The 21,264-nt window shown below is 74.0% G+C and carries 20 protein-coding genes and 1 tRNA gene; 3 read left to right on the top strand and 18 right to left on the bottom strand.

Going from position 1 to position 21,264, the window contains the following annotated elements; translation table 11 throughout:
* Window positions 1–93: 93 nt before the first annotated feature.
* From IF89_RS0113920 to IF89_RS0113885, 8 genes are all read right to left on the bottom strand, one after another.
* Window positions 94–900: an SDR family oxidoreductase gene (locus IF89_RS0113920; RefSeq protein ID WP_030766369.1), complete on the bottom strand. Its 807-nt coding sequence runs from the start codon at window positions 898–900 to the stop codon at window positions 94–96.
* A 262-nt stretch (window positions 901–1,162) separates the two neighbouring features.
* Complete coding sequence (locus tag IF89_RS0113915) at window positions 1,163–2,752, bottom strand: GMC family oxidoreductase (protein WP_030766364.1); 1,590 nt, start codon at window positions 2,750–2,752, stop codon at window positions 1,163–1,165.
* Window positions 2,753–2,891: 139 nt separating this feature from the next.
* Window positions 2,892–3,812 carry a cyclase family protein gene (locus IF89_RS0113910; RefSeq protein ID WP_030766361.1) on the bottom strand — a complete coding sequence of 307 codons (921 nt, stop codon included), beginning with the start codon at window positions 3,810–3,812 and terminating at the stop codon, window positions 2,892–2,894.
* Window positions 3,813–3,847: 35 nt separating this feature from the next.
* The gene (locus IF89_RS0113905; protein WP_030766358.1) at window positions 3,848–4,810 is read right to left on the bottom strand and encodes an aldose 1-epimerase family protein; all 963 of its coding nucleotides are present in this window, start codon (window positions 4,808–4,810) and stop codon (window positions 3,848–3,850) included.
* Between the two features lie 72 nt (window positions 4,811–4,882).
* A complete protein-coding gene (locus tag IF89_RS0113900; RefSeq protein WP_030766354.1) occupies window positions 4,883–5,317 on the bottom strand; it encodes a DUF7144 family membrane protein in 435 nt (144 codons plus the stop codon).
* 43 nt (window positions 5,318–5,360) lie between these two features.
* Window positions 5,361–6,728, bottom strand: coding sequence for a chloride channel protein (locus tag IF89_RS0113895; protein WP_030766351.1), 1,368 nt, complete (start codon window positions 6,726–6,728; stop codon window positions 5,361–5,363).
* A 39-nt stretch (window positions 6,729–6,767) separates the two neighbouring features.
* Window positions 6,768–7,070 carry an SHOCT domain-containing protein gene (locus tag IF89_RS0113890; RefSeq protein ID WP_030766349.1) on the bottom strand — a complete coding sequence of 101 codons (303 nt, stop codon included), beginning with the start codon at window positions 7,068–7,070 and terminating at the stop codon, window positions 6,768–6,770.
* Window positions 7,071–7,181: 111 nt separating this feature from the next.
* The gene (locus IF89_RS0113885) at window positions 7,182–7,616 is read right to left on the bottom strand and encodes a DUF6325 family protein (RefSeq protein WP_030766346.1); all 435 of its coding nucleotides are present in this window, start codon (window positions 7,614–7,616) and stop codon (window positions 7,182–7,184) included.
* A gap of 207 nt (window positions 7,617–7,823) precedes the next feature.
* Here IF89_RS0113885 and IF89_RS0113880 point away from each other — a divergent pair.
* A tRNA-Cys gene (locus IF89_RS0113880) sits at window positions 7,824–7,895 on the top strand.
* Here IF89_RS0113880 and IF89_RS0113875 read toward each other — a convergent pair.
* Genes IF89_RS0113875 through IF89_RS0113850 form a run of 6 tightly spaced genes read right to left on the bottom strand, consistent with a single transcriptional unit; the run spans window position 7,896 to window position 13,735 of the window.
* The gene (locus IF89_RS0113875) at window positions 7,896–8,894 is read right to left on the bottom strand and encodes a pyridoxal-phosphate dependent enzyme (protein WP_030766342.1); all 999 of its coding nucleotides are present in this window, start codon (window positions 8,892–8,894) and stop codon (window positions 7,896–7,898) included.
* Complete coding sequence (locus IF89_RS0113870) at window positions 8,815–9,933, bottom strand: GHMP kinase (protein WP_043193913.1); 1,119 nt, start codon at window positions 9,931–9,933, stop codon at window positions 8,815–8,817. Before IF89_RS0113870 ends, IF89_RS0113875 begins: the two co-directional genes overlap by 80 nt.
* On the bottom strand, window positions 9,930–10,769 hold the full coding sequence (locus IF89_RS0113865) for a Rossmann-like domain-containing protein (protein ID WP_051807055.1): 840 nt from the start codon (window positions 10,767–10,769) through the stop codon (window positions 9,930–9,932). The genes IF89_RS0113870 and IF89_RS0113865 overlap by 4 nt, the downstream gene beginning before the upstream one ends.
* An 11-nt stretch (window positions 10,770–10,780) precedes the next feature.
* Window positions 10,781–11,632: an ABC transporter ATP-binding protein gene (locus IF89_RS0113860; RefSeq protein ID WP_051807054.1), complete on the bottom strand. Its 852-nt coding sequence runs from the start codon at window positions 11,630–11,632 to the stop codon at window positions 10,781–10,783.
* Window positions 11,629–12,720 (bottom strand): iron chelate uptake ABC transporter family permease subunit, encoded by a 1,092-nt coding sequence (locus IF89_RS0113855; protein WP_051807053.1) that lies wholly within the window; start codon window positions 12,718–12,720, stop codon window positions 11,629–11,631. The genes IF89_RS0113860 and IF89_RS0113855 overlap by 4 nt, the downstream gene beginning before the upstream one ends.
* Complete coding sequence (locus IF89_RS0113850; RefSeq protein ID WP_030766328.1) at window positions 12,710–13,735, bottom strand: ABC transporter substrate-binding protein; 1,026 nt, start codon at window positions 13,733–13,735, stop codon at window positions 12,710–12,712. The genes IF89_RS0113855 and IF89_RS0113850 overlap by 11 nt, the downstream gene beginning before the upstream one ends.
* A gap of 137 nt (window positions 13,736–13,872) precedes the next feature.
* Between IF89_RS0113850 and IF89_RS0113845 the strand changes: the two genes are divergently transcribed.
* A complete protein-coding gene (locus tag IF89_RS0113845) occupies window positions 13,873–15,135 on the top strand; it encodes an MFS transporter (protein WP_078628287.1) in 1,263 nt (420 codons plus the stop codon).
* Window positions 15,136–15,148: 13 nt separating this feature from the next.
* On the opposite strand, the gene IF89_RS0113840 is transcribed toward IF89_RS0113845, so the two are convergent.
* Window positions 15,149–15,931, bottom strand: a complete 783-nt coding sequence (locus IF89_RS0113840) for a VOC family protein (protein ID WP_030766323.1) — start codon at window positions 15,929–15,931, stop codon at window positions 15,149–15,151.
* A 175-nt stretch (window positions 15,932–16,106) separates the two neighbouring features.
* Here IF89_RS0113840 and IF89_RS0113835 point away from each other — a divergent pair, with 175 nt between their 5' ends.
* Window positions 16,107–16,952, top strand: a complete 846-nt coding sequence (locus tag IF89_RS0113835) for a sulfurtransferase (protein ID WP_030766322.1) — start codon at window positions 16,107–16,109, stop codon at window positions 16,950–16,952.
* A 70-nt stretch (window positions 16,953–17,022) separates the two neighbouring features.
* Here the strand turns inward: IF89_RS0113835 and sepH are convergent, their stop codons facing one another.
* The 3 genes from sepH to IF89_RS0113820 form a co-directional block, all read right to left on the bottom strand.
* Window positions 17,023–18,048: a septation protein SepH gene (gene sepH / locus IF89_RS0113830; RefSeq protein ID WP_030766319.1), complete on the bottom strand. Its 1,026-nt coding sequence runs from the start codon at window positions 18,046–18,048 to the stop codon at window positions 17,023–17,025.
* 549 nt (window positions 18,049–18,597) lie between these two features.
* A complete protein-coding gene (locus tag IF89_RS0113825; protein ID WP_030766317.1) occupies window positions 18,598–19,926 on the bottom strand; it encodes a D-arabinono-1,4-lactone oxidase in 1,329 nt (442 codons plus the stop codon).
* Window positions 19,877–21,133: an MFS transporter gene (locus IF89_RS0113820; protein ID WP_030766314.1), complete on the bottom strand. Its 1,257-nt coding sequence runs from the start codon at window positions 21,131–21,133 to the stop codon at window positions 19,877–19,879. The genes IF89_RS0113825 and IF89_RS0113820 overlap by 50 nt, the downstream gene beginning before the upstream one ends.
* Window positions 21,134–21,264: the final 131 nt, after the last annotated feature.

Raw genomic sequence — 21,264 nt, 5'->3', positions numbered from 1 at the left:
GCGTCTCGTCGATCGGGCCGGATCAGGGAGCGGGGTCCGGGGCCCAGGGCCCGGCGGGATCGGCGAGGCACCCCCTGGGAACGGCGGACGGGGTCAGCCGCCGGTGGCGAAGCCGGGGAAGAGGGTCATGCCGCCGTCGACGTAGAGGGTGGTGCCCACCACGTAGTCCATGAGGTCGGAGGCGAGGGCGACGACCGCGCCGGCGATGTCGTCGGGGTCGCCGATCCGGTCGTACGGGATCAGCTTCAGCAGCTCCTCGCGGGCCTGCGGGGTCTCCCAGGCACTGCGGTTGATCGGCGTTCTGATGGCGCCGGGGGCGACCGCGTTCACACGGATCTTCTGCGGTGCGAGCTCCTGGGCCAGGGTCTGCATCAGCATGTGCACGCCGCCCTTGGAGGAGGCGTAGTTGACGTGCCCCGCCCACGGAATGACCTGGTGCACCGAGCTCATGCAGATGATCTTGCCCGCCGCGCGGGACACCTCGGGCACGACGCCGCGGCGCAGGAACTCCTTGGTGGCTTCCCGGGCGCACAGGAACTGCCCGGTCAGATTGACGTCCAGGACCTTCTGCCACTGCGCGAGGGTCATGTCGGTGAACCGGGCGTCGCGCTGGAGGCCGGCGTTGGCGACCATGATGTCGATCGTCCCGAACTCCGCGACCATCCGGTCCACCATGGCGACGACCTGGTCCTCCTGGGACACGTCCGCCTCGTACGCCGCCGCGCGCACCCCGAAGGAGGCGATCTCCCGGACCACCTCGTCGGCGGACTCGCGGTCCGCCACGTAGTTCACGACCACGTCGGCACCCGCCCGGCCGAGCGCGAGGGCGGTCGCCCTGCCGATACCGGAGTTGGCGCCGGTGACGAGCGCCTTCTGGCCCTTCAGCAGGTGAGCCGTCATCACTCCCTGCGGTGCGCCCACGGTGGAATCCACGTTGTTGCTGCCTCCTCGACGAGCGGGCCCCCGGCGCGCCGGCCGCCGCCGGCCGGACCGACCGCCCACGTAATCACCGGCCGTGCCGGGGGGCGGGCCGGGCGGGTCCCGGTTGGGCCGTTCGGCGGACGATCTTCCTTCGGTCGGCGCAGATGACGCCGGCGGCGCAGGCGGTGTACGTCGCGCGGGGCCGCCACATCGCGCGGGTCGGGCGCGGCGGCCCCGGGGGTCAGGTCAGCCGGGACAGCAGGTGGTCGCCCACCCGCAGGGCGTTGGCCATGGCCGTCAGGGACGGGTTGACCGCTCCGATGCTCGGGAAGAAACTCGTGTCGACGACGTAGAGGTTGTCGAGGTCGTGGGCCTTGCAGTTGACGTCCAGGGCGGAGGTGGCCGGGTCCGTCCCGAAGCGGACGGTCCCCGCCTGGTGCGCCGTCGCCCCGATCGGCATCCCCTTGTGCAGGTAGATGCTGTGCGGCAACAGGTGGTGCTCGTGCATCCCCAAGTGGCCGAGCATGCCCTGGAGCTTGTGCCTGAGCCGCCCCAGGCCCTCGATGTTGTTCTTCTCGTCGAGGGCCAGGTGGATGGCACCGCCGGCGTCCACGGTGACCCGGTTGTCGGGCAGGGGCAGGTCCTCACCGCACAGCCAGAAGTCCACCGCGTGGTGCGCCAGCACCTCGAAGGGCATGTCCGGGGTGACCGCGCCGGCCCAGCGCGGGGCCTCCCCGTGGATCTGCTCGGCGTCCGACTTGCCCAGCATCTGGATGCCGCCCAGCGGGAAGTCCCAGTCGTCGGCGCCCAGGTACCAGTCGTGCAGCGCGAGGGTCTTCTGGAACTGCGTGGGGTTGGGCTCCTTCGAGACCGCCATCAGCGCCAGGTTGTTGTGCCGCATGTAGTGCCGGCCCACCACGTCCGAGCTGTTGGCCAGCCCCCGGGGATGGCGGTCGTCGGCCGAGGCCAGCAGCAGGGCCGCGGAGTTGACCGCCCCGCAGGAGACGACCACGACGTCCCCGCGGAAGCGGGTCTCGGAACCGTCCGCGAGCCGCACCACGGCGGCGGTGACGCTGCGCCCGGAGGCGTCCGTCTCCAGCCGGACCACGTGGGCGTGGGTGACCAGCTCGACGCCGGGGTGTTCCAGGGCGGGCTCCACGCAGACCACCTGCGCGTCGGACTTGCCGCGCACCAGGCAGGGGAAGCCGTCCACCCGGTTGCAGCGGATGCACACGCTGGAGGGGACGGCCCGCCCGTCGGCGTCCTGGACGAGGTCGACCCCGATGGGCAGGTGGAAGGGGTGCAGCCCTCTCTTCTCCAGGTCGTCGCTCAACTGCTGGATGCGCGGCTCGTGTTGCACGGGAGGGTGGGCGTACTGCGCGCTCACCGGGCCCTCGCCGGGGTCCTCGCCGTGCCGTCCATGGACCCGGTAGAGGTGCTCGGCCTGCGTGTAGTAGGGCTCCAGATCCTCGTACTGCAGGGGCCAGGCGGGGGAGATGCCGCCGTGGTGGCGGATCTCGCCGAAGTCCTCCGGCCGCAGCCGGAAGAGCGCGGCCCCGTAGAACTTGGTGTTGCCGCCGACGTAGTAGTTGACTTCGGGCGGGAAGGCGTTGCCGTGCTGGTCGAACCAGAACTCGGGCGCCCGGTACTTGCCCTTGACGAACACGGCGGTGGACTCCCAGTTGTCCCGCTCCCGCGGCAGGTGGCCGCCGCGCTCGAGGAGGAGTACGCGTTTGCCGGAGGGGGCCAGCCGGTGGGCGAGGGTGCCGCCCCCGGCGCCCGTGCCGATGATGATGACGTCGTAGTGGGAAGAGCCGCCCACGTCGACCACCGTCCTTGGGGTCGTGGCCCCGGCCCGCCGGGACCTGTCACTCCGCGCAGCGGAGGCCAAGCAGTGCCACCCATTCGAAGCTAACCGCCCCGCCGGCGCACGGCGACCCGGCAGGACAGCGCCCGGGCGCGGGCGCCCTTCACAGCACAGCGAGCGGGTTCACGGGGGAGCCGGTGGCGCCCGGCAGGCGCAGTGGTGCGACCGCGCACAGAAAGCTCCAGCGGCCGGTCTGCGCGCAGACCGCCGCCAGCTCCTCGAACTGCAGGTAGTCCATGAGGTGCACGCCCATTGCCTGCACCGCCAGCACGTGCACGGGAAAGGCGATGTCCGCCACCGCGCTGGGCGCGGTGTCGTTGTTCCCGTCACCGCCGAGGACGGCCACCTCCCGCTCGGCCAGGAACGGCATCGCCTCGGGGTGCAGTCCCGCCCTGCCCCGGGCCGCGTCCCACGCCCCGAACTCCCTGCGGCGGCGCCGGTGTCCCACCCGGACGAGCAGCACGTCGCCCGGGCCGACCCGGACCCCCTGGGCCGTCTCGGCGGCCGCCAGGTCCTCCGCCGTCACGTGCTCCCCCGGCTCCAGCCAGGGCACGCCCCGCAGCCCCGGGACGTCGAGCAGCACGCCCCGTCCGACGATGCCCTCCCGGACCAGGTCCACGGAGAGCGAGCGGACCTCCGCGGCGGTCGCGTCCCCGGCCGGGACGCCGCCGTGGAGCTCGCCGTCGTACAGCACGTGGTTCAGGGCGTCGAGGTGGCTGTCCGCGTCCCCGTGGACGTTCATGGCGAACCGGTCGCGCGCGAAGTGCAGCCCCTCGGCCCCGGCCTCCCCGGGTGCGGGCCCGGTCATCCGGTGCTGCGCCGGATCCTGGTTGTCCGGTCCCGGCCGGGTCTCGATCGGAGCGGCCAGGGACACCGTGCGGCCGAGCCGGACCTCGGCCGCGGCCGCCGCGACCCGGGCGGGCGTCAGATGGCGCAGCGCCCCGCGCCGGCCGCCGTCCGCGCCGCCCCCGGTCCGTGCACGCCGCAGCCGCCCGTACAGCGCCCGGAAGTCGTCCCCGCTCATGGGACGCGCGCCGGGCGCGGCCCCGGCGTGCCGGGTCACCGGACCGCCGTTCCGTCGCCGGCCGCCCACGGCCGCAGGCCCCACCGCAGCACATGGCCGCCGCCCGGTTCGAGCACGGTGAGGCCGGTGCCGGTGCGGAAGGCGTCCGCCGGGCAGGACATGGCCTCCACCGCCACACCGCGCCGGCGCCGGTCGGGCTGACTCAGGGTGTCGCCCGTGTAGACCTGCACGTACCGGGTGCCCTCGCCGAGCCAGAGGTCGGTGCCGCGCAGCCCCGACGGATGCGCCAGCCGGACCACGGCCCGGCCGGTTCCGTCCCGGTCGAGTCCCGTGAAGGCGGTGTCCAGTGCCTGCGTACCTATGGGACGCGCCCGGCGGAAGTCGTAGGCGGTGCCCTCCACCGGCACCTCGCCGGTCGGCAGGCCCTCGTCGTCGGTGGTCAGCCGGCGGCGGGCGGGCACCGTCAGCAGCGCCGTGTCGACGAAGCCCGTGCCGACCGTCAGGTAGGGGTGCTGCCCCACGCCGTACGGGGCCCTCGTACGGCCGGCGTTGACGGCGCGGACCAGCACCTCCAGGCCGTCGTCGGCCAGCCGGTACTCGGCGTGCACCTCCAGCAGGAAGGGGTACCCCGGCTGCGGGTGGAGGGTGGTTCCGACCCGCACGGCGTCGCCGGAGTGGGCCCGCAGCCGCCACGGGGTCCAGCGCAGCAGTCCGTGGATCGCGTTGTGCCTCTCCGGTTCGCTCAGGGGCAGTTGCAGCTCCGCGCCGTCGAAGCGGTAGCGGCCGCCACCGACCCGGTTGGGCCAGGGCACGAGCAACTGCCCGCGCCCCGAGGTGACGGGCTCGTCGGCGGCGAACCCGTCCAGCACGGGCACTGCGTCCACCTCGTACTGGCGCAGGGCGCCGCCGAGTTCGACCACGACGGCGCGCTGCCCACCGCGCCGCAGCTCCCACTGCTCACCCGTCGGGCCCGCGGACCGGGGCGTCTGCTCGGGCATGTCGGCCTCCTGGGTCGGTGGGCACGGGGCGGCGAGGCCCGGCGGACGACGCGGCCGCCGACGGCGGCGGACTCAGCCGTCCATGAGGCCGGGTGCCGTGCACAGCGCCCAGACGATCAGGCCGTCGATCGCCAGCAGCACCAGGGCCCAGAACGGCGTGTACGGCAGCCACATGAAGCTCGCCACCATGCTGAGGCCCGCCAGCGCCAGGCCGACGATGCGGGCCCACACCGCGCCCCTGATCACGGCCAGGCCGGCGACGAGGATCACGACGCCCAGGACGAGGTGGATCCATCCCCAGCCCGCCAGGTCGAACTCGTAGGCGTAGTGCGGCGTGGGGATGAAGACGTCGTCCCTGGCGATCGCGGAGATCCCGGAGAACAGCATCATCAGCCCGCCGAAGACCATCAGGAAGCCGGCGAAGACGAGCCAGCCGTTCCGGGCGGTGAATCCGCCCCTGCGTGCGGCCGCACCGTCCGGGCGGGCTCCGCCCACGTGACCGGTCATGACACGCTCCTTCCCCTCCGGATTCGGCCGGCGCGGGCGCCGGTCACTTGGCGGCCGTGGCCGGGACGCCGACGGCCCTGCCCACCGGCGGGACCTGCGGCCCCGGCGGCAGCAGTTCGGTGACCACGAAGGCCACCACGGCCGAGAGGACGACCACGGGGATCATGGCTCCGCTGCCCAGCAGCAGGACGACGAGCACCACGCTGCTGACCGGCAGCCGCAGCGCGCACACCGCCGCGGCGGCCATGCCGGCCGCGAGGCCGGGTACGACTCCCAGCCCGGGCAGCGGCGCGAACAGCAGGCCTGCGGCGGCGCCCAGGAACAGCGCCGGGAAGATGGGGCCACCGCGCAGGCTGCCCAGGCAGAGCGCGTAGGCGGCGCCCTTGCACAGCAGGACGGCGATCAGCGCCCCGATGCCCCACGCCTGCGGATCGGCGGCCATGCTGCCCATCACGGCCTGCCCCGACGAAGCCACGTCGACCGGGGAGTTGCCGGTGACCAGCGCGTACAGCGCCCCGAAGGCACCGGCCGCCACGGCGCAGACGGCCGTGTGCGCGACGGGCCGCCGGGCCACGTACACGGAGGCGTACCGGCCGCCGGCCAGCACCCCGTGCATGAAGACGCCCAACACGGCCGCCAGGACCACCGACCACAGCACGTCACCGGCGTCGAGGCGGGGGAAGGGGGCGTTCAGCTCCAGTGCCAGGCTGCCCGTCGACAGGCCCGTCCAGCGGCCGAAGCCGGTGAACACGAGCTCGCCGATCCCGCTGGAGAGCAGCGCCGGCAGCATGATCGCGAAGAGCTGCGGTCCGCCCACGCCGGCCACCTCCATCAGCAGCACGGCTCCGACCAGCGGATTGCCGAAGATCGCGGAGATGGCCGCGGCCGCTCCGGCCGCGGCCAGGATGACCGTGCTCTGCGGGGTCGCGGGCGCCTGCGCCAGGTCCCGGAACAGCAGCGCCAGGCCCCCGCCGAGGGCGATCAGCGGGGCCTCCGGGCCGAGGGTCGCCCCGAGCGGGAGGCTGAACACCGCCGCGAGGACGACGCCCGGCAGCGCGGCGGAGGTGGCTCCTCCGGCGTGCAGCCCGGAGGCGGGGATGTGGCCGCCCGCACCGGGCAGCCGGGTCACCACCAGCCCGACCAGGACGCCGGCCGCCAGCAGCAGCGGAAGCGGCCACCACCAGGGCGGGCCGCTCCAGCCGAACACCTCCGGCAGGTCCGTCCACACCAGGTGCTCCAGCTGGTGGAGTGCCACCAGGAACCAGAACGCCGCGAGGGAGACGGGGATGCCGACGAGGGCGCACAGGACGAGGAGCTTCAGGTAGCCCGGCGTGCGCAGCATGTCCCGCAACCGGTCGCCCTCCGCAGGCTCCTCGGCCGGTGGCGGTGCAGGGGTGCGCGGTGCCGTCATGGGGTCATCCCCTTCCGTCCGCCGTGACCGACCGGCCCCTCAGCCGAGGAGTTTGGCCTTCTGCGCCGCGAACTCCTCCTCGGTGAGCAGCCCCTGCGCCTTCAGCTCGCCCAGCTTCTGCAACTGGTCGAGCTTGCTGCCCATGTCGTCGGCCGCGGCCGGGGCGGCGGCCGGCGGGGGCGGCGGCGCCGCGGCCGCCTGCTGCTGTGCGTACGCCTGCTGCTGTTCGTATTCCTGCTGCGACCAGCGGCCCGCCTGGCGCCGTGACACGCGGTTGGACACCGCGGTGGCGGTTCCGGCCACGACGGCGGTACGGGCGACACCGCGAAGGAGTCCGGGCATGGAGCGTCATCTCCCAGGTTGCCGAGGGGCGGACGGCCGCAGCACGCGTCCGGTCCGCGGGTCTCGTGAGGTTGCAGGTGGGCGGGCGGCTGCCCGCAGCTCACGACGGGCTCACGCCTCCATCGCGTCGAGTGAGGCCAGCAGTGCCTGGACCGGGATCCGGCCGCCGGCCACCAGCTGTGCGCCGCCGCGCCGCAGGGCCCGGGCGAACGGCGCCGCCCAGACGTTCTCGTACACCAGGATCCCGGCGGAGCTGTTCGCCTCCAGGGCGGCACCGGCTTCGTCGAGGTCGTCCTGGCCGAGCAGGCCCGAGGCGGCGCCCTCGAAGACCGACAGGTCCATCTCACCGCCGCCGACGTCCTTGAGTTCCAGAGCGACCACCGACCCGTCGGCGTCCTTGCGGACGAACACCAGGTCGAGGATGCGGATGATGCCGCGGTCCACCAGATCGACGAGCAGGGGCAAACCCTCACCGGTCATCCTGTTGCCCGGGAACTCGACGACCAGGTAGTCGACAGGTCCCATCGCTTCGATGTCGTCGCTCATCACCACTCCTCTTGTGCGATGCGGCGTTCGGGCGGCCCACCAGCTCATTGCAGCACCGCCACGACGCCTTCGCACCTTCGGCCACCTGGCTGCGCACGCCCCGGGGAAGCGGTCCGTGAACGCCGTGTGGCAGTCGTGTTGCGGCCCGCGGCGATCCCTTCACCCCGGCCGGGCGGGGCCCTACGGTCGTACCCGAAGCGCCACCACGACCGTGTGCCCGAGTGGCCCAGGGGCCGGACTGCAAATCCGGTGACGCGGGTTCGAATCCCGCCACGGTCTCTACGCCGGAGGGTCCGCCCGGTTCCAGTCCATACGGGACCAGGGCAGGGCGAGTCCGTCCCGGTCCACGGCCTGCCGCGGCGCGAGCGAGTCGATCGGCACCGCCTCGCGGTGCCGCGCGAACACGGTGTCCACGTAGCGGTGGCCGGTGTCGGCCGCGACGAAGAGGACCGTGCGCCGCGGTGACCGGTCGCGCTCCCAGCGGGCGGCGAGGTAGCCCGCACCGGTGGACAGCCCCGCGAAGACCGCGTGCCGGCGCAGCAGGTCGACGCTGCCGGCCAGAGCCGCGTCGAACGAGATCCAGTGGAGCGTGTCGTACGCCGCGTGACGGACGTTGCCGAAGGGGATGGAGCTGCCGATCCCGGCGATGATGATCTCCGGGTCGGCGACGTGCTCCGCCCCGAAGGTGACGCTGCCGAAGGGCTGGACCCCGACCAGCCCGGTGCCGGGTGCGTCCGCGCGCAGGTAGTGGGCGAGGGCCCCGGTGGACGCGCCCGAGCCGACGCCGCCGACCAGGGTGAGGTGTTCCCCGGGCGTGCCGTCGCGGACCATGGCGGCCACGGCCCGGTAGCCGAGGTAGTGGACGTCGTCGTGGTACTGCCGCATCCAGTGGTGGCCGGGGTGCTCGGCGAGGATCTCGTGGACGCGTTCGACCCGCCGCTTCTGGTCCAGCTTCAGGTCGCTGCACGGCTCCATCTGCTCCAGCGTCGCCCCGAGCACGGCGAGTTGGGTGCGCAGGGTGTGGTCGACGGTGGTCGAGCCGACGATGTGGCAGCGCATGCCGTACCGGTGGCAGGCGAGGGCGAGGGCGTACGCGTAGATCCCGCTGGAGCTGTCCAGCAGGGTGTCGCCGCGCCGCACCACTCCCGTGTCGAGGAGGTGGCGGACCGCAGCCAGGGCGGAGACCACCTTCATGGTCTCAAAGCGCAGGCAGACGAGCCGGTCGTCGAGGCGTATCAGATCCGGTCGGCCGATGGCCTCGGCGATGTGCTGGTCCATGCGGCGGCTCCTTGGGTGTCGGGACGGGCGGAAGGATCGGAGGAGGCGGGACGGCGGTGAGGTCGGGGAGGCCGGGAAGGCCGGGGAGGCCGGGGGAGCCCGGGAGGGTCGTGAACGTGCGCGTGGCGGGAATGCCCTCCCTCTCCAGGGCCCGTACGCAGCCGCCGACCCGGTGGCCCAGCCCCGGTGCGGCCGGGTCCAGGAGCAGACCGGCCACCGCACCGCTGTGCGCGATCTGGACGCCCGCCGCCCCGAACCGCCGGGCTATGGCGACGAGCGCGTCGAACTCGGGGTGGCGCAGCACCCGCTGCCCGCGCCGGGCGCTGGCGGTCGCCACCCGGCCGAGCAGCCCGGCGTCGCCCGTGGCCACGGCGCGTCGCAGCAGCACGCGCAGCCGCTCGAAGACGCGCACGTCGTGGTCGCCGTGGCCGGGGGACGGGAGGGAGAGCGTGTCCACGGGCGCGCCCCCGCCCAGCGCGCAGCCCACGACGACCAGGGGCGGCAGGCGACGGCCGAGCACCTCCAGCACCCGGCCCTCGCGCTGGGCGAACAGCACCGGCCGGGCGTCGAGCATCAGCGGATCGCAGGCCAGCTCGGCACGGACGGCGAGCCGGGCGACGGCGTCCGGCGGGAGCCGCAGCCCGTACGAGTCCGCGACGGCGCGGACCACGGCGATGACGTCACTGGTGGAGCTGCCCATGCCCAGGCCGACCGGGATGTCGCCAAAGAGCCGCAGTTCCCCGCCGCAGGGCGGCTCCCCGCACCGCCGGGCGCACTCCGCGACGGCCAGGGCCGCCGCACGGGCGGCCTTCGTCCGGTCTCCCGGCCGTACGGTGAGCTGCTCCGGCGGGCTGCCGGGCCGCCGGGTGAACTCGGCGCGGCTGCCCGGGCCACCCATCGGCAGGGTGACCAGGCCGGCGCACCGGCGCCCGGCGGCATCGAGGAAGACGCCCTGGAGGATCTCGCCGTGGTGGCAGGGGGCGTGCCCGGAGCCGGGGCGGCCGGTGGCGGGGGAGTCCCCGCGGGCCGCCGCGATCACGCCGGCCCCGCCGTCCGGTACCGGTAGAGCATGGTCGGGTCGGCGCTGAACTGGGAGAAGGGGAAGGGCTCCGCGGACACGGCGGTCACCCCGGAGCCGAGGAAGGCGCGGGCCACGGCACTGCCGCTCTGCGCGTAGACGACGAGCGGGATCGCCCTGGCGCGGCAGCGGTCGAGGATGGTGTCGAAGGAGCCGTTGCTCAGGGTCATGCCGGTGGCGACGACGGCGTCGGCGCGCTCCAACACCTCGTGCATGTCGCTGGTGACGGGGTCGCCCCACTGGGTGGCCGTGAGGTTGAAGTCGCACGGCAGCGGTACGCCGCCGCGTTCGCGGATCGCTGCGACCAGCGGGTTCACCACGCCGATGAGGCCGACCTCGGCGCCGTCGGCGATGTCCAGCAGTCCGGCGATCGCGGCATCCCTGGCCCTGGCACGGACCTCGGGGGTGCCGGCGGGCAGGACGACCGGTTCGGCCCCCGCGTCGCGGTGCGGGAGCCGCCCGGCCAGGTAGGCGTCGAGGGCGGCGATCCGCAGCGGACGCGGCCCTTCGCGCAGCAGGTGGTCGAGGGGGGCGCCGGAGGACGTGCGGCAGATCGCGGGGTCGATCTCGCCGGCCTCGAAGGCGCAGCCGCCGAAGGAGTCGCCGAGGCGGACCAGGACGTACTGGTTGAGGTAGGTGGTGTCGCCGCCGGCCAGCCGGGTGCCGTGGTGGATCCAGAACACGCTGGTCGCCGTCAGCCCGGAGGGCGACGGGCCGTGCTCACCGGCCCGTACGGATGCGATCAGGGCGTCGACGGTCGCGGCGGGAGCCGTGGTGGCTCGGGTTCGGTGGGTCATCGGGTTCCTTGTCATGGAGCGGACCGGGGGTCGGGCCGGGTCGGGCAGGGGATCGGAGAGGGTGCGGGGGAGGAGACCGGTGACGGGGCCGGGGCGCTGCTGAGGGGCCCTCGGAAGGAGACCGCCGCCCGGCCCAGGGCATCGGTGGACAACTCGGCGTCCACCTCGAAGATCCGGGCGAGGTTCTCCCGGGTGAGGACCTCGGCAGGGGGGCCGGAGGCGACCAGCAGACCTTCGTGCATCAGCAGCAGCCGGTCGCAGTGGCGGGCGGCCAGGGTCAGGTCGTGCAGCGCGACGAGGACGGTCTGGTCGGCGCCGGCGAGGAGCTCCATCAGCTCCCACTGGTGCTTGACGTCGAGATGGTTGGTCGGCTCGTCGAGGAGCAGCCCGTACGGCTGCTGCGCGAACGCACGGGCGATGTGCGCGCGTTGGCGTTCGCCGCCGGACAGGTCGGACCAGGCCCGCCCCGCCAGCGCGGTGAGTCCGACCCGCTCCAGCGCCGCGGCGACGACCGCCCGGTCGTACGCGTCCGGGCCGCGCCAGCGATCGCGGAAGGGGGTCCGCCCCAGCCCGACGACGTCGGCGACGCGCAGGTCGGTGTCGAGGGCGGAGTCCTGTGCGACGAAGGCGACCCGGCGGGCGATCCCGCGGGCTCCCAGCTCCCGTACGGGCACGCCGTCGTAGCGCACCGTGCCGGTGTCGGGCACGCGCAGTCCGGCGAGGCAGCGCAGCAGGGAGGACTTGCCCGAACCGTTGGGACCGAGCAGCCCGACGGTCTCACCCGGTGCGATGTCCAGACGGACCCGGCGCACGACGGGAGTGCCCGCCGCCGACCAGGTCAACTCCTCGGCGGTGATCCTCACAGCTCCCCCCTCCTGCGCAGGACGAGGAGGAAGAGGGGAACGCCGATCAGTGCGGTGATGACACCGACGGGCACCTCCCGGGGTGCGAAGGCGACCCGCGCCAGGGCGTCGGTCCACACCAGGAACACCGCACCGGCGAGCGCCGCGAGGGGCAGCAGTGTCCGGTGCAGCGGGCCGGCGAGGAAGCGCACGCCGTGCGGGACGATCAGCCCGACGAACCCGATGGCGCCGACGGTGGCCACCGCCACGGAGGTCAGCACGGCGGTCACCACGAGCAGCAGCATCCGGGTCCGTCGTACGCCGATCCCCAGGGATGCGGCGGTGTCCGCGCCGAAGGCGAGCGCGTCGAGGGCGTTCGCGCACAGCAGGGCGGCGGCCAGCCCGAGGGGCGTGACGACCGCGCAGACCACGACGGCGTCCCAGCGCGCCGGGGCCATCGAACCCAGCAGCCAGTGCGTGACGGCCCGCGTGGTGTCCGCGTCGGCCGAGGCCATCAGGGCCAGGGAGGTCAGCGCGGTGAAGAGCTGGCCGACGACCACCCCGGTCAGCACGACGCGGACCGAGTCCAGCCCGGTGCGGCGCAGCAGGAGCAGCAGGACCGCGAAGGCGAGCAGCGCCCCGGCGAGCGCGCCGCCGGTGACGCCCACGGCGCCGGCGCCGGCGCCGAGGACGACCACGGCGACCGCGCCCGCCCCGGCGCCCGAGGAGACCCCGAGCAGATAGGGGTCGGCGAGGGCGTTGCGCGTGACGGCCTGCAGCACCGTGCCGCACACCGCGAGGGCTGCGCCGACCAGGGCGGCCATCAGGACCCTGGGCAGGCGCAGGTCCCAGACGAGCGAGTCGAGCAGCGGCGGCAGCGGTTCGGTGCCCAGTCCGAGCCGCGCCCCGGCCACCCGGCCGAGGTCGCTCCATCCGACGTCGGCGGTGCCGATCCGGGTGGCGGCCGCCACCGACGCGGCCAGGACGAGCACCAGGGCGACCAGCGTCCCGGCCCGCGCCCGGGGTGGCGCGGACGGAACGGGTGGAGCGGACGCCGCGGCGGCCGCCCCCGGGGCGCGCGCCGCGGGGTGCAGCAGGTCAGCGGACATGGCCGAGGTCCTTCATCCCGGCTGCCAGCAGTCCCAGCGCGTGCACGGAGCGCACCGAGGGGTCCAGCTCGATCCCGGGCACCTCGATGATCCGGTTGTCGCGCACCGCCGCCAGCCGGGAGACCACCGGGTCCTCGGCCATCGCCCGGCGCTTCTCCGCAGCGCTGTCGCCGGGCCGGCCGCGTTCGGAGAGGTCGCCGATCACGATGAAGTCCGGGTTCCGCCGCGCGACTTCCTCCCAGGACACCTCCGGCCAGTCCTCCTGCACGTCGTCGAAGGCGTTGCGCGCGCCGACGATCCGGCTCATCTCGCTGGGCAGCCCGGTCCGGCCGGCGACGTACGGCATGCCGTTGAAGACGGAGTAGAGGTAGACGACGGTGGGCTGCTCGCCGTCCCGGGCCGTGCGGGCCGCGCCCTCGCCGGCCTTGGCGACGGCGGCGCGCTGCTCCCGGGCGAGCGCGGCGGCCCGCTCGCCGGCGCCGAAGACCCGGCCCAGCTGTTCGTAGTCGGAGAAGAGCAGTTCGAAGGGGGACGTCCCGGCGGCGCTGTGCTCCGGGCAGTCCACGGCGCTGACGAAGGCGGGCACCTTGAGCGCCGCGAGTTCCTCGCGGGTGCCCGCCCGGTCCTTCGTGTAGAGGTCGGTGGAACCGGCCACCACGAAGTCGGGTGTGGCGCCGCGCAGTTGCTCGCCGGTCGCGATCTTCGGTGCGATCACCGGGACCTTCGCGTACGCGGCCTGGTACTGCGCCGGGATCTTCGTCTTCAGGTTGGCCGTCCCGGCCATCCGGTCCTGCAGGCCCAGCTCCAGCAGGGTTTCGGTCGAGGTCTGGTCCAGGGCGACGGCGCGCTGCGGGGGCCGGTCGAAGGAGAGCCGGCTGCCGCAGCTGGTGATCTCCGTGCGGGTGGCGGCGGTGCTCCGGGGTCCGCGGTCGGCGGGGGTCGAGCAGCCCGCGGCGGTCGCCGTGCAGGCGAGAACGAGGGTCAGGGCGAGGCCGGTTCGGACGCGAGGGCGCATGGGTTCTCCGGTCGGGGAGGGCGTGGGGCGGGCACGCGGGGGCGGATGGGCGTGGTCGAGCACGGGGCGGGAGTGCCGCGCCCACAGAGTACTGTAATGGTTATCGTTTTCATTAATAGAGTGAGGAGCACCCTTTCGTGGCGACCACACCTGCCCCCACGGACTCCATGTCCCGTCCGCCCGGCACGCGTTCCGTCCTGCGCGACAGCGCCTTCCTGCGTCTGTGGGCCGGCACCACCGCCTCCGGGCTCGCGACCTGGGCCCTGCCCTTCGTGCTCGGCCTCGCGGTCCTGCAACGCGAACTCGGCGCGGCGGGCCTCGGCCTCGTCCTCGCGGCGCGCACCGCCGGCTTCCTCGCCGCCGTGGCCGTCGGCGGAGTGCTGGCCGACCGCCATACCCGGCGGGCCGTCGTCCTGTGGTCCGCGCTCGCCGCCGCGGCCGCGGCACCCCTCCTCGCCGTCGGGCTCGGCCGCTCCCTCCTGCTGATGACGGCGGCCGCCGCCCTCGCCGGCGCGGGCCAGGGCGCCTGCCGCCCCGCCTTCCAGGCCCTGACGGCCGAGGTCGTCGACCCCGGCCGCAGGCAGCAGGCGAACGCCGCCACGACCCTCGCGGTACGCGGGTCGACCCTGGCCGGGCCCGCCCTGACCGCGCTGCTCGCGGCGTTCACCGACGTCGCGACCCTGCTGCTGGGGATCGGTCTGCTCTGGCTGGTCGCCGCACTCCTGCCGGGCCGGGGCGCCGCGGCCGGCGCCCAGGGTGCGCCGCGGCCGCAGCGCGCCTCGTTCCGCGCCGAGTTCGTCGACGGGATACGCGAGGCCCGCCGCCACCCCTGGTTCCTCGCCGGGCTCGGCGCCCTGACCGCCGTGATCGCGCTGGGCTACTCCGCCACCAGCGTCGCCCTGCCCCTGATCAGCCGGGACCGCTACGCCACCGAGTGGGTCCTGGCCGCCGCCATGACCGCGTACACCGTGGGCGCTCTCGGCGGCGCGCTGGTCACGGCGCGCCTGCGACCGCGCTCCCAGGGCTGGGCGGCCCTCGCCGGCCTGGCCGCCTACGGCTGCGCGCCGTTGAGCCTGATGCTCCCGGTGCACCCGGTCGTGGTGATCGGCGCCTACGTGGTCGCGGGCGTCGGGATCGAACTGTTCAACGTGCCGTGGTTCACCGCCACCCAGCGCGAGGTCGCCCCCGACAAGCTCGCCAGGGTCTCCTCACTGGACTTCCTCGTCTCCTACGGCCTCGCTCCCGTCGGCCTCGCCCTCATCGCCCCGGCCATCCAGGCCTTCGGGGTCACCCCGGTCCTCGCCGTCTGCGCCGCGGCCTGCTTCCTCGTTCCCGCGGCGGCCGCGCTCGTTCCCACCGCCCGGCACTTCGGGCGGCCGCCCGCGCCGCACGACGCCTGAACCCCTGCGGCGTTCAGCGTCGCGACCGTACGAGGGCGAACACCGCGCCCTCCGGGTCCGCCACGGTGGCCTGGCGTCCGCGCAGGCCCTCGCGGGGCGGATCGACGACGCGCCCGCCGAGTTCCCGGACCCGGAGCGCGGCCGCGTCGGTGTCCTCCACCTCGAAGTGGGTCAGCCAGTGCGGCCCGCGGTCGTGCGGCAGTGAACGGCCGACGCCGTGCACGGCGGCGACGGGGCGGTCCGCCAGGTTCAGGGTGAGGTGGTCGAAGTCGTCCGAGGCGGTGACGTGCGCCTGCGCCTCGTGGCCGAAAACGTGCTCGTAGAACTTGCCCACCGTCGAGGCCTCCTGGGTGACCAGCTCGTGCCAGACGGGGGCACCCGGCCCGTGCGGCCGGGTGCCCAGGCGCGTCTGCGCCTGCCACAAGCCGAAGACGGCTCCCAGAGGGTCGGAGCAGATCGCCACCCGCCCCGCCGCGCCGGCGTCCAGCGGTCCCACCGCGACCGTGCCGCCGCAGGCCCGGACCGACTCGGCCGTCGCGTCGGCGTCGTCCGTGGCCAGGTACGTGGTCCACGCCGTCGCCAGGTGTGCGTCGGGCGGCAGCTCGCCGATCCCGGCCACCTCGTGGCCGTCCAGCACGGCGCGGACGTAGCGCCCGAGCTGCTCGGGTCCCGGTACGTACTCCCATCCGAACAGGTCGGCGTAGAAGTCCTCGGTGCTCCCCAGGCCGTGCACCATGAGACTCACCCAGCAGGGGGTGCCGGGCGTGCACCGGGATGCTTCCGCTGCCTCGGTCATGTCAGCCGTCTCCTCCGTCGAGCCGTCACCGGTGCTGATGGTTCCACTCCGGCGGACGCGGCGCGCCCCGGCCGCGCCGCATTCCGGTGGTCCGGAACGGAGTTGACCGGAACCGGGTGCCCCGTCGCGGAGCACCCTGTGACGGGGGTGCCGGACGGGGAGGAAGATGGCCGCCATGAGTGCGAAAACTGCGATTCTCTCCGCCGCCGAACTCAGGGACGAGCTGGCGGGAGCCCGGCCGCCGGTCCTGCTGGACGTCCGCTGGCAGCTGGGCGGCCCCGACCAGCGGCCCGCCTACGAGGCCGGGCACCTGCCGGGCGCCGTGTACGTCGACCTCGACCGCGAACTGGCAGGTCCGGCCGGGTCCGGGGGACGCCACCCGCTGCCGGACCCGGAGGCCTTCGGTGCGGCCATGCGCGAGGCCGGGGTCCGGGCGGACGTACCGGTGGTCGTGTACGACGGCGGACAGGGCTGGGCGGCGGCCCGCGCGTGGTGGCTGTTGCGCTGGACAGGTCACCCGAACGTGCGAGTCCTGGACGGCGGACTGGCTGCGTGGACCGCGGCGGGCGGACCCGTCACGGCTGAACGAGTGGTTCCGGCTGAGGGTGATTTCAAGCCAAACCCGGGCGGGCGCGGGCTGCTCGACGCCGACGCGGCGGCCGCACGGGCGCGCGAGGGCGTCCTGCTGGACGCCCGGGCGGGGGAGCGGTACCGCGGCGAGGTGGAGCCGATCGACCCGGTGGGCGGCCACATCCCGGGCGCGCTGTCGGCCCCGACCACCGAGAACGTGGGGCCCGACGGCCGTTTCCTGCCGGCACACGCCCTGCGGGCCCGGTTCGAGGCGCTCGGCGCGTCGGAGGGCACCCCGGTCGGCGTGTACTGCGGATCCGGGGTGTCGGGAGCGCACGAGGTGCTGGCCCTGGAAGTGGCCGGTATCGCGTCCGACCTCTATGCGGGCAGTTGGTCGCACTGGTGCACGGACCCGGCCCGTCCGGTGGCCACCGGTCCGGACCCGCAGTAGGGGCGCGGCGACGGGGCGGGCGGCATGCCGGTGCGCTCCCCGAGGGGAGCCGACGCCGTGCCGCCCCGCGCTACTCCTGCTTCTTGCGGCGCGTGCCGAAGACGATCTCGTCCCAGCTGGGCACCGCCGCACGGCGCCCGGGGCGGACCCCGTCGGCCTCGGCCTGGCGATCGGTGGTGCCCGTCAACCGGTCGCGGTGGCCCCCCACCGTGCGGGGCATGAGCACGTCCGCGTACGCGGCGCCCGCGCCCGCCGACGCGGCGGGCGCCGGCGGCTCCTCCACCTCGGCTTCCGTCTCCGTCGCTTCGGTGCGCTCCGGCACGACCATGTCGCCGCGGAAGCTCGGTACCGCCTCCAGCAGGCTGGTCAGCGTGTCCCGTTCCTCCTCCGGCTCCGGTACGGGCGTGGGCCGGGGCTCGACCCGCTCCAGCTGCCGGTCCAGGGCGCGGTCCAGCGGCCGGTCGCGGGGCAGGCGCGCGATCCTCGGTACGAAGGGGAAGCTCGGCTCCGGTGCCGCCGGCAGGTCCTCGGACTCGCCGATGAGGGAGCGCGCCTCGTCGTCCACGGCCACGACCAGCCGGCGCGGCGGGTCGTAGGTCCAGCTCGCCGAGTGCGGCTCGCCGACGACCCGGTAGACCAGGAGGACTTCCCAGGTGCCGTCGTCGCGGCGCCACGAGTCCCACTGGACGGAGTCCTTCTCGGCCCCGCGCAGGGTCAGTCGTTCCTGTACGGCCTCGCCGAGCTGCGGCCCGGTGTTCTCGCCGGGTCGGCGCACCGGTGTCTTGCGGGCGCGCTCGGCCATGAAGGCGCGCTCGGCGAGCACGGGGCCCTCGAAGCGGCGGACGCGGTCGACGGGGATGCCGGCGAGTTGGGCGACCTCCTCCGCGGAGGCACCGGCTCGTATGCGCGCCTGGATGTCACGGGGGCGGAGGTGGCTCTCCACCTCGATCTCGATCTGGTTCAGGCGTGCGCGGTCGTTGCGTACCGCAGCCCGAAGCCGCTCGTCGATCGGAAGCGTGTACTCCGTGCTGTCCGCAGCCTTGAGCACCAGTCGTGTGCCGTCATTGGAGACGGCCACGACACGCAGTTCGGGCATGGGGACCTCCCGGGTGGTGCCTGCCGACGTCACGTGCGTCGCTGCTTCCGCTAGTCGAGTGTGGCCTGCCCGGGTGCAGCCTGCCACAACCTTGCCGAGTTAAACCGGCGTGTCGGGCATGCGCCCTTGATCGCCGTTATGGCACGGTTACCTGTTGAGCACGCATAGTGACCGGACGGTTACTGTGCGCAGCAGGACCCGTGCAATGCCGCGGCATCGCCGGTCTTCGAGTGCCGCTTTCCGTCAGCCGGCCCCCTCTCCCGGATCCGGACATCCGAAAGGAAGGACAGACCCAGGGCTCGCCACAGTACTCCATTCGGGCCACCTGGGTGGACCGCCGCGCCGCCGGAGTTTTGCCGGACGGCGGGAGTTGGCCTGCCCGCTGTCGGGTCCCACCTGCATCCGCGGCCCGAACGGCGGGTGTTGCGCTGCACGGAATCACCCGAAACGGAACTATCGCCTTCGCCGGGCTGTCACCAACTGCCGAAAGAGGACAAGCGCGAGAGGTGCGGCACACGTCGCGCCTGTCCACTTCCGGTTCGGCCGGCCTCAGGCCCCCAGGACGCGCCGGAGGTAGTCGTTGCCGAAGACCCGGTCGGGGTCGAGTCGGTCGCGCAGCGCGGTGAACTCGCCGAAGCGCGGGTAGACCCGGGAGAGGTACTCCGCGTCCCGCGTGTGCACCTTGCCCCAGTGCGGGCGCCCCCCGTGGGCGGTGAAGATGCGCTCCGCCGCGGTGAAGTAGGCCCGGTAGGGGGTGCCGCGGTACATGTGCACCGCGATGTAGGCCGTGTCGCGCCCCGAGGCCGTGGACAGCGGGATGTCGTCCGCCGGGGCGGTCCGCACCTCCACCGGGAAGCTGATCCGCAGCCGGGAGCGGTCGACCGTCGTCCGCAGCTCCCGCAGGGCCTCGACCACCGCCTCGCGGGGGAGGGCGTACTCCATCTCCACGAACCGCACCCGGCGGGGGCTGGTGAACACCCGGTACGGGATGTCGGTGTAGGTGCGGGCCGACAGCGCGCGACTGGCCACGCGGGCGATGGCGGGGATGGTGGCGGGCACCGCACGGCCCAGGGTGTTGACCGCCTGGAAGAGGCCGTTGGAGAGCAGCTCGTCCTCGATCCAGCCGCTGACCGGTCCGGGCGGGGCGGCGGGGCCCTGGCTGCGGTTGTTGCGCTTGGTGTTGCAGTTGCCGGTGTGCGGGAACCAGTAGAACTCGAAGTGCTCGTTCTCCGCGAAGTGCTCCTCGAACTCCGCGGTCACCCGCTCGAAGCCCATGGGCTCCTCACGGGCGGTCAGGAAGAAGAGCGGCTCCACGGCGAAGGTGATCGCGGTGACGATGCCGAGCGCACCGATGCCCACCCGGGCCGCCGAGAACACCTCGGAATTCTCCTTCTGCGAGCACGTCAGCAGCCGGCCGTCCGCCGTGACCAGCTCCAGGGCGCGGATCTGGGCGGCGATGGAGGCGGAGTCGCGGCCGGTGCCGTGGGTGCCGGTGCTGGTGGCGCCGGAGACCGTCTGCTCCATGATGTCGCCCATGTTGGTGAGCGAGAGCCCCTCGGCGGCGAGGGCCCGGTTGAGGTCCTTCAGGGCCGTGCCCGCCGCCACCGTCACGGTGCCGGCCGCACGGTCGATCGACCGGATCCCCGCCAGCGCCTGCGGCCGGACGAGGACGCCGTCGGTCGCGGCGGCCGCGGTGAAGGAGTGGCCGGTGCCGACCGCCTTCACCCGCAGCCCGTCCTCGGCGGCCCTGCGGACCGCCTCCTGGAGCTCCCCGACCGAGGCCGGGGTCACCACGCGGGTGGGCGTGGCGGTGACGTTGCCCGCCCAGTTACGCCACGCGGTCGCCGTGCTGCCGTTCCGTGCTGTCGCCGTCGCCATCGGATGCAGGCTCCTCCCCTTGCGCCGGCCTCGTCAGCCGGCGGTATCCCGCGAACGCCACCGCCGCCGCGGCCGCCCCCGCCGAGAGGGAGACGACGTACCCGCTCCGCGCGCCGGCCGCGTCCACGACCCAGCCGGTCACGGACGAGCCGAGCGCGATACCGACCGCGAGGCCGGTGCTGATCCAGGTCATGCCCTCGGTCAGCTTCGCGTGGGGTACGTGCGCCTCGATCAGGGCCATCGTGGTGATCATCGTGGGAGCGATGGCGAGGCCCGAGACGAAGAGCGCCACGGCCAGAAACGGAAGGTTCCCGGCCAGTAGGAGGGGGATCATACTCACGGCCATCGCACATACGCCCAGTACCCACCGCAGTTCGGTCCGGCCCTTGAGATGGAGCAGACCGAAGACGATGCCCGCCAGGCAGGATCCGGCCGCCCAGATGGCCAGGATGAAGCTTGCGGCGGACTTCTGCCCCTGCTCGTCGGCGAAGGCCAGCGTGGACACGTCGATGGAGCCGAAGATCGCGCCGGTCGCCACGAACGTGGCCGTCAGGACCTGCAGTCCCGGGGAGCGCAGGGCCGAGGCCCGGTCGCCGCCCTGCGTGCGCGGGTGCGGCGCGGGCTCGGTGGAGCGCTGGGCCGTGAGCAGCCACACGCCGACGAGCAGGCAGACGGCGGCGATCAGCGGGCCCGCCTCGGGGAACCAGGTGGTGGACAGCCCGATCGCGAGGATCGGGCCGAAGATGAAGCACACCTCGTCCACGACGGATTCGAAGGAGTACGCGGTGTGCAGTTCGCGCGGGGAGTCGCGGTAGATGACGGTCCACCGGGCGCGGACCATCGAGCCGACGCTGGGCACGCAACCCGCCACGGCCGCGCAGACGAAGAGGGTCCAGTCGGGCCAGCCGTTCGCCGCGGCCACCAGCAGGAGGGCGACGGCGCCCACGCAGATCAGGGTGGCGGGGCGCAGGACCGCCCGCTGCCCGTGCTGGTCGACCAGCCGGGACACCTGCGGGCCGACCACGGCCGCGGCGAGGGCGAGGGTGCCGGTCAGCGCGCTCGCCATGGCGTACCGGCCGGTGATCTCGGAGATCATCGTCAGGATGCCGACGCCGACCATGGATATCGGCAGGCGGCCTATCAGGCCGGCGGCACTGAACCCCTTGGTGCCGGGGGCCGCGAAGATCGCGCGGTAGGGACTGGGCAAGGGGGCCCTCCGTAAGGGACGATATCGGCCCGTACAGGTTACGACGGCCGACCGGGCACCGCACGGGAGGAGTTTCCGCGAATCAGAAGTTAGGTTCACCTTACCTGTTCCGCTGTCCGCCTCGCGGACGG

The organism is Streptomyces sp. NRRL F-2664 (assembly GCF_000719345.1).
Classification (GTDB): domain Bacteria; phylum Actinomycetota; class Actinomycetes; order Streptomycetales; family Streptomycetaceae; genus Streptomyces.
The sequence above is the reverse complement of the archived record's forward strand: the minus strand, read 5'-3'. Positions and strand labels throughout refer to the sequence as shown.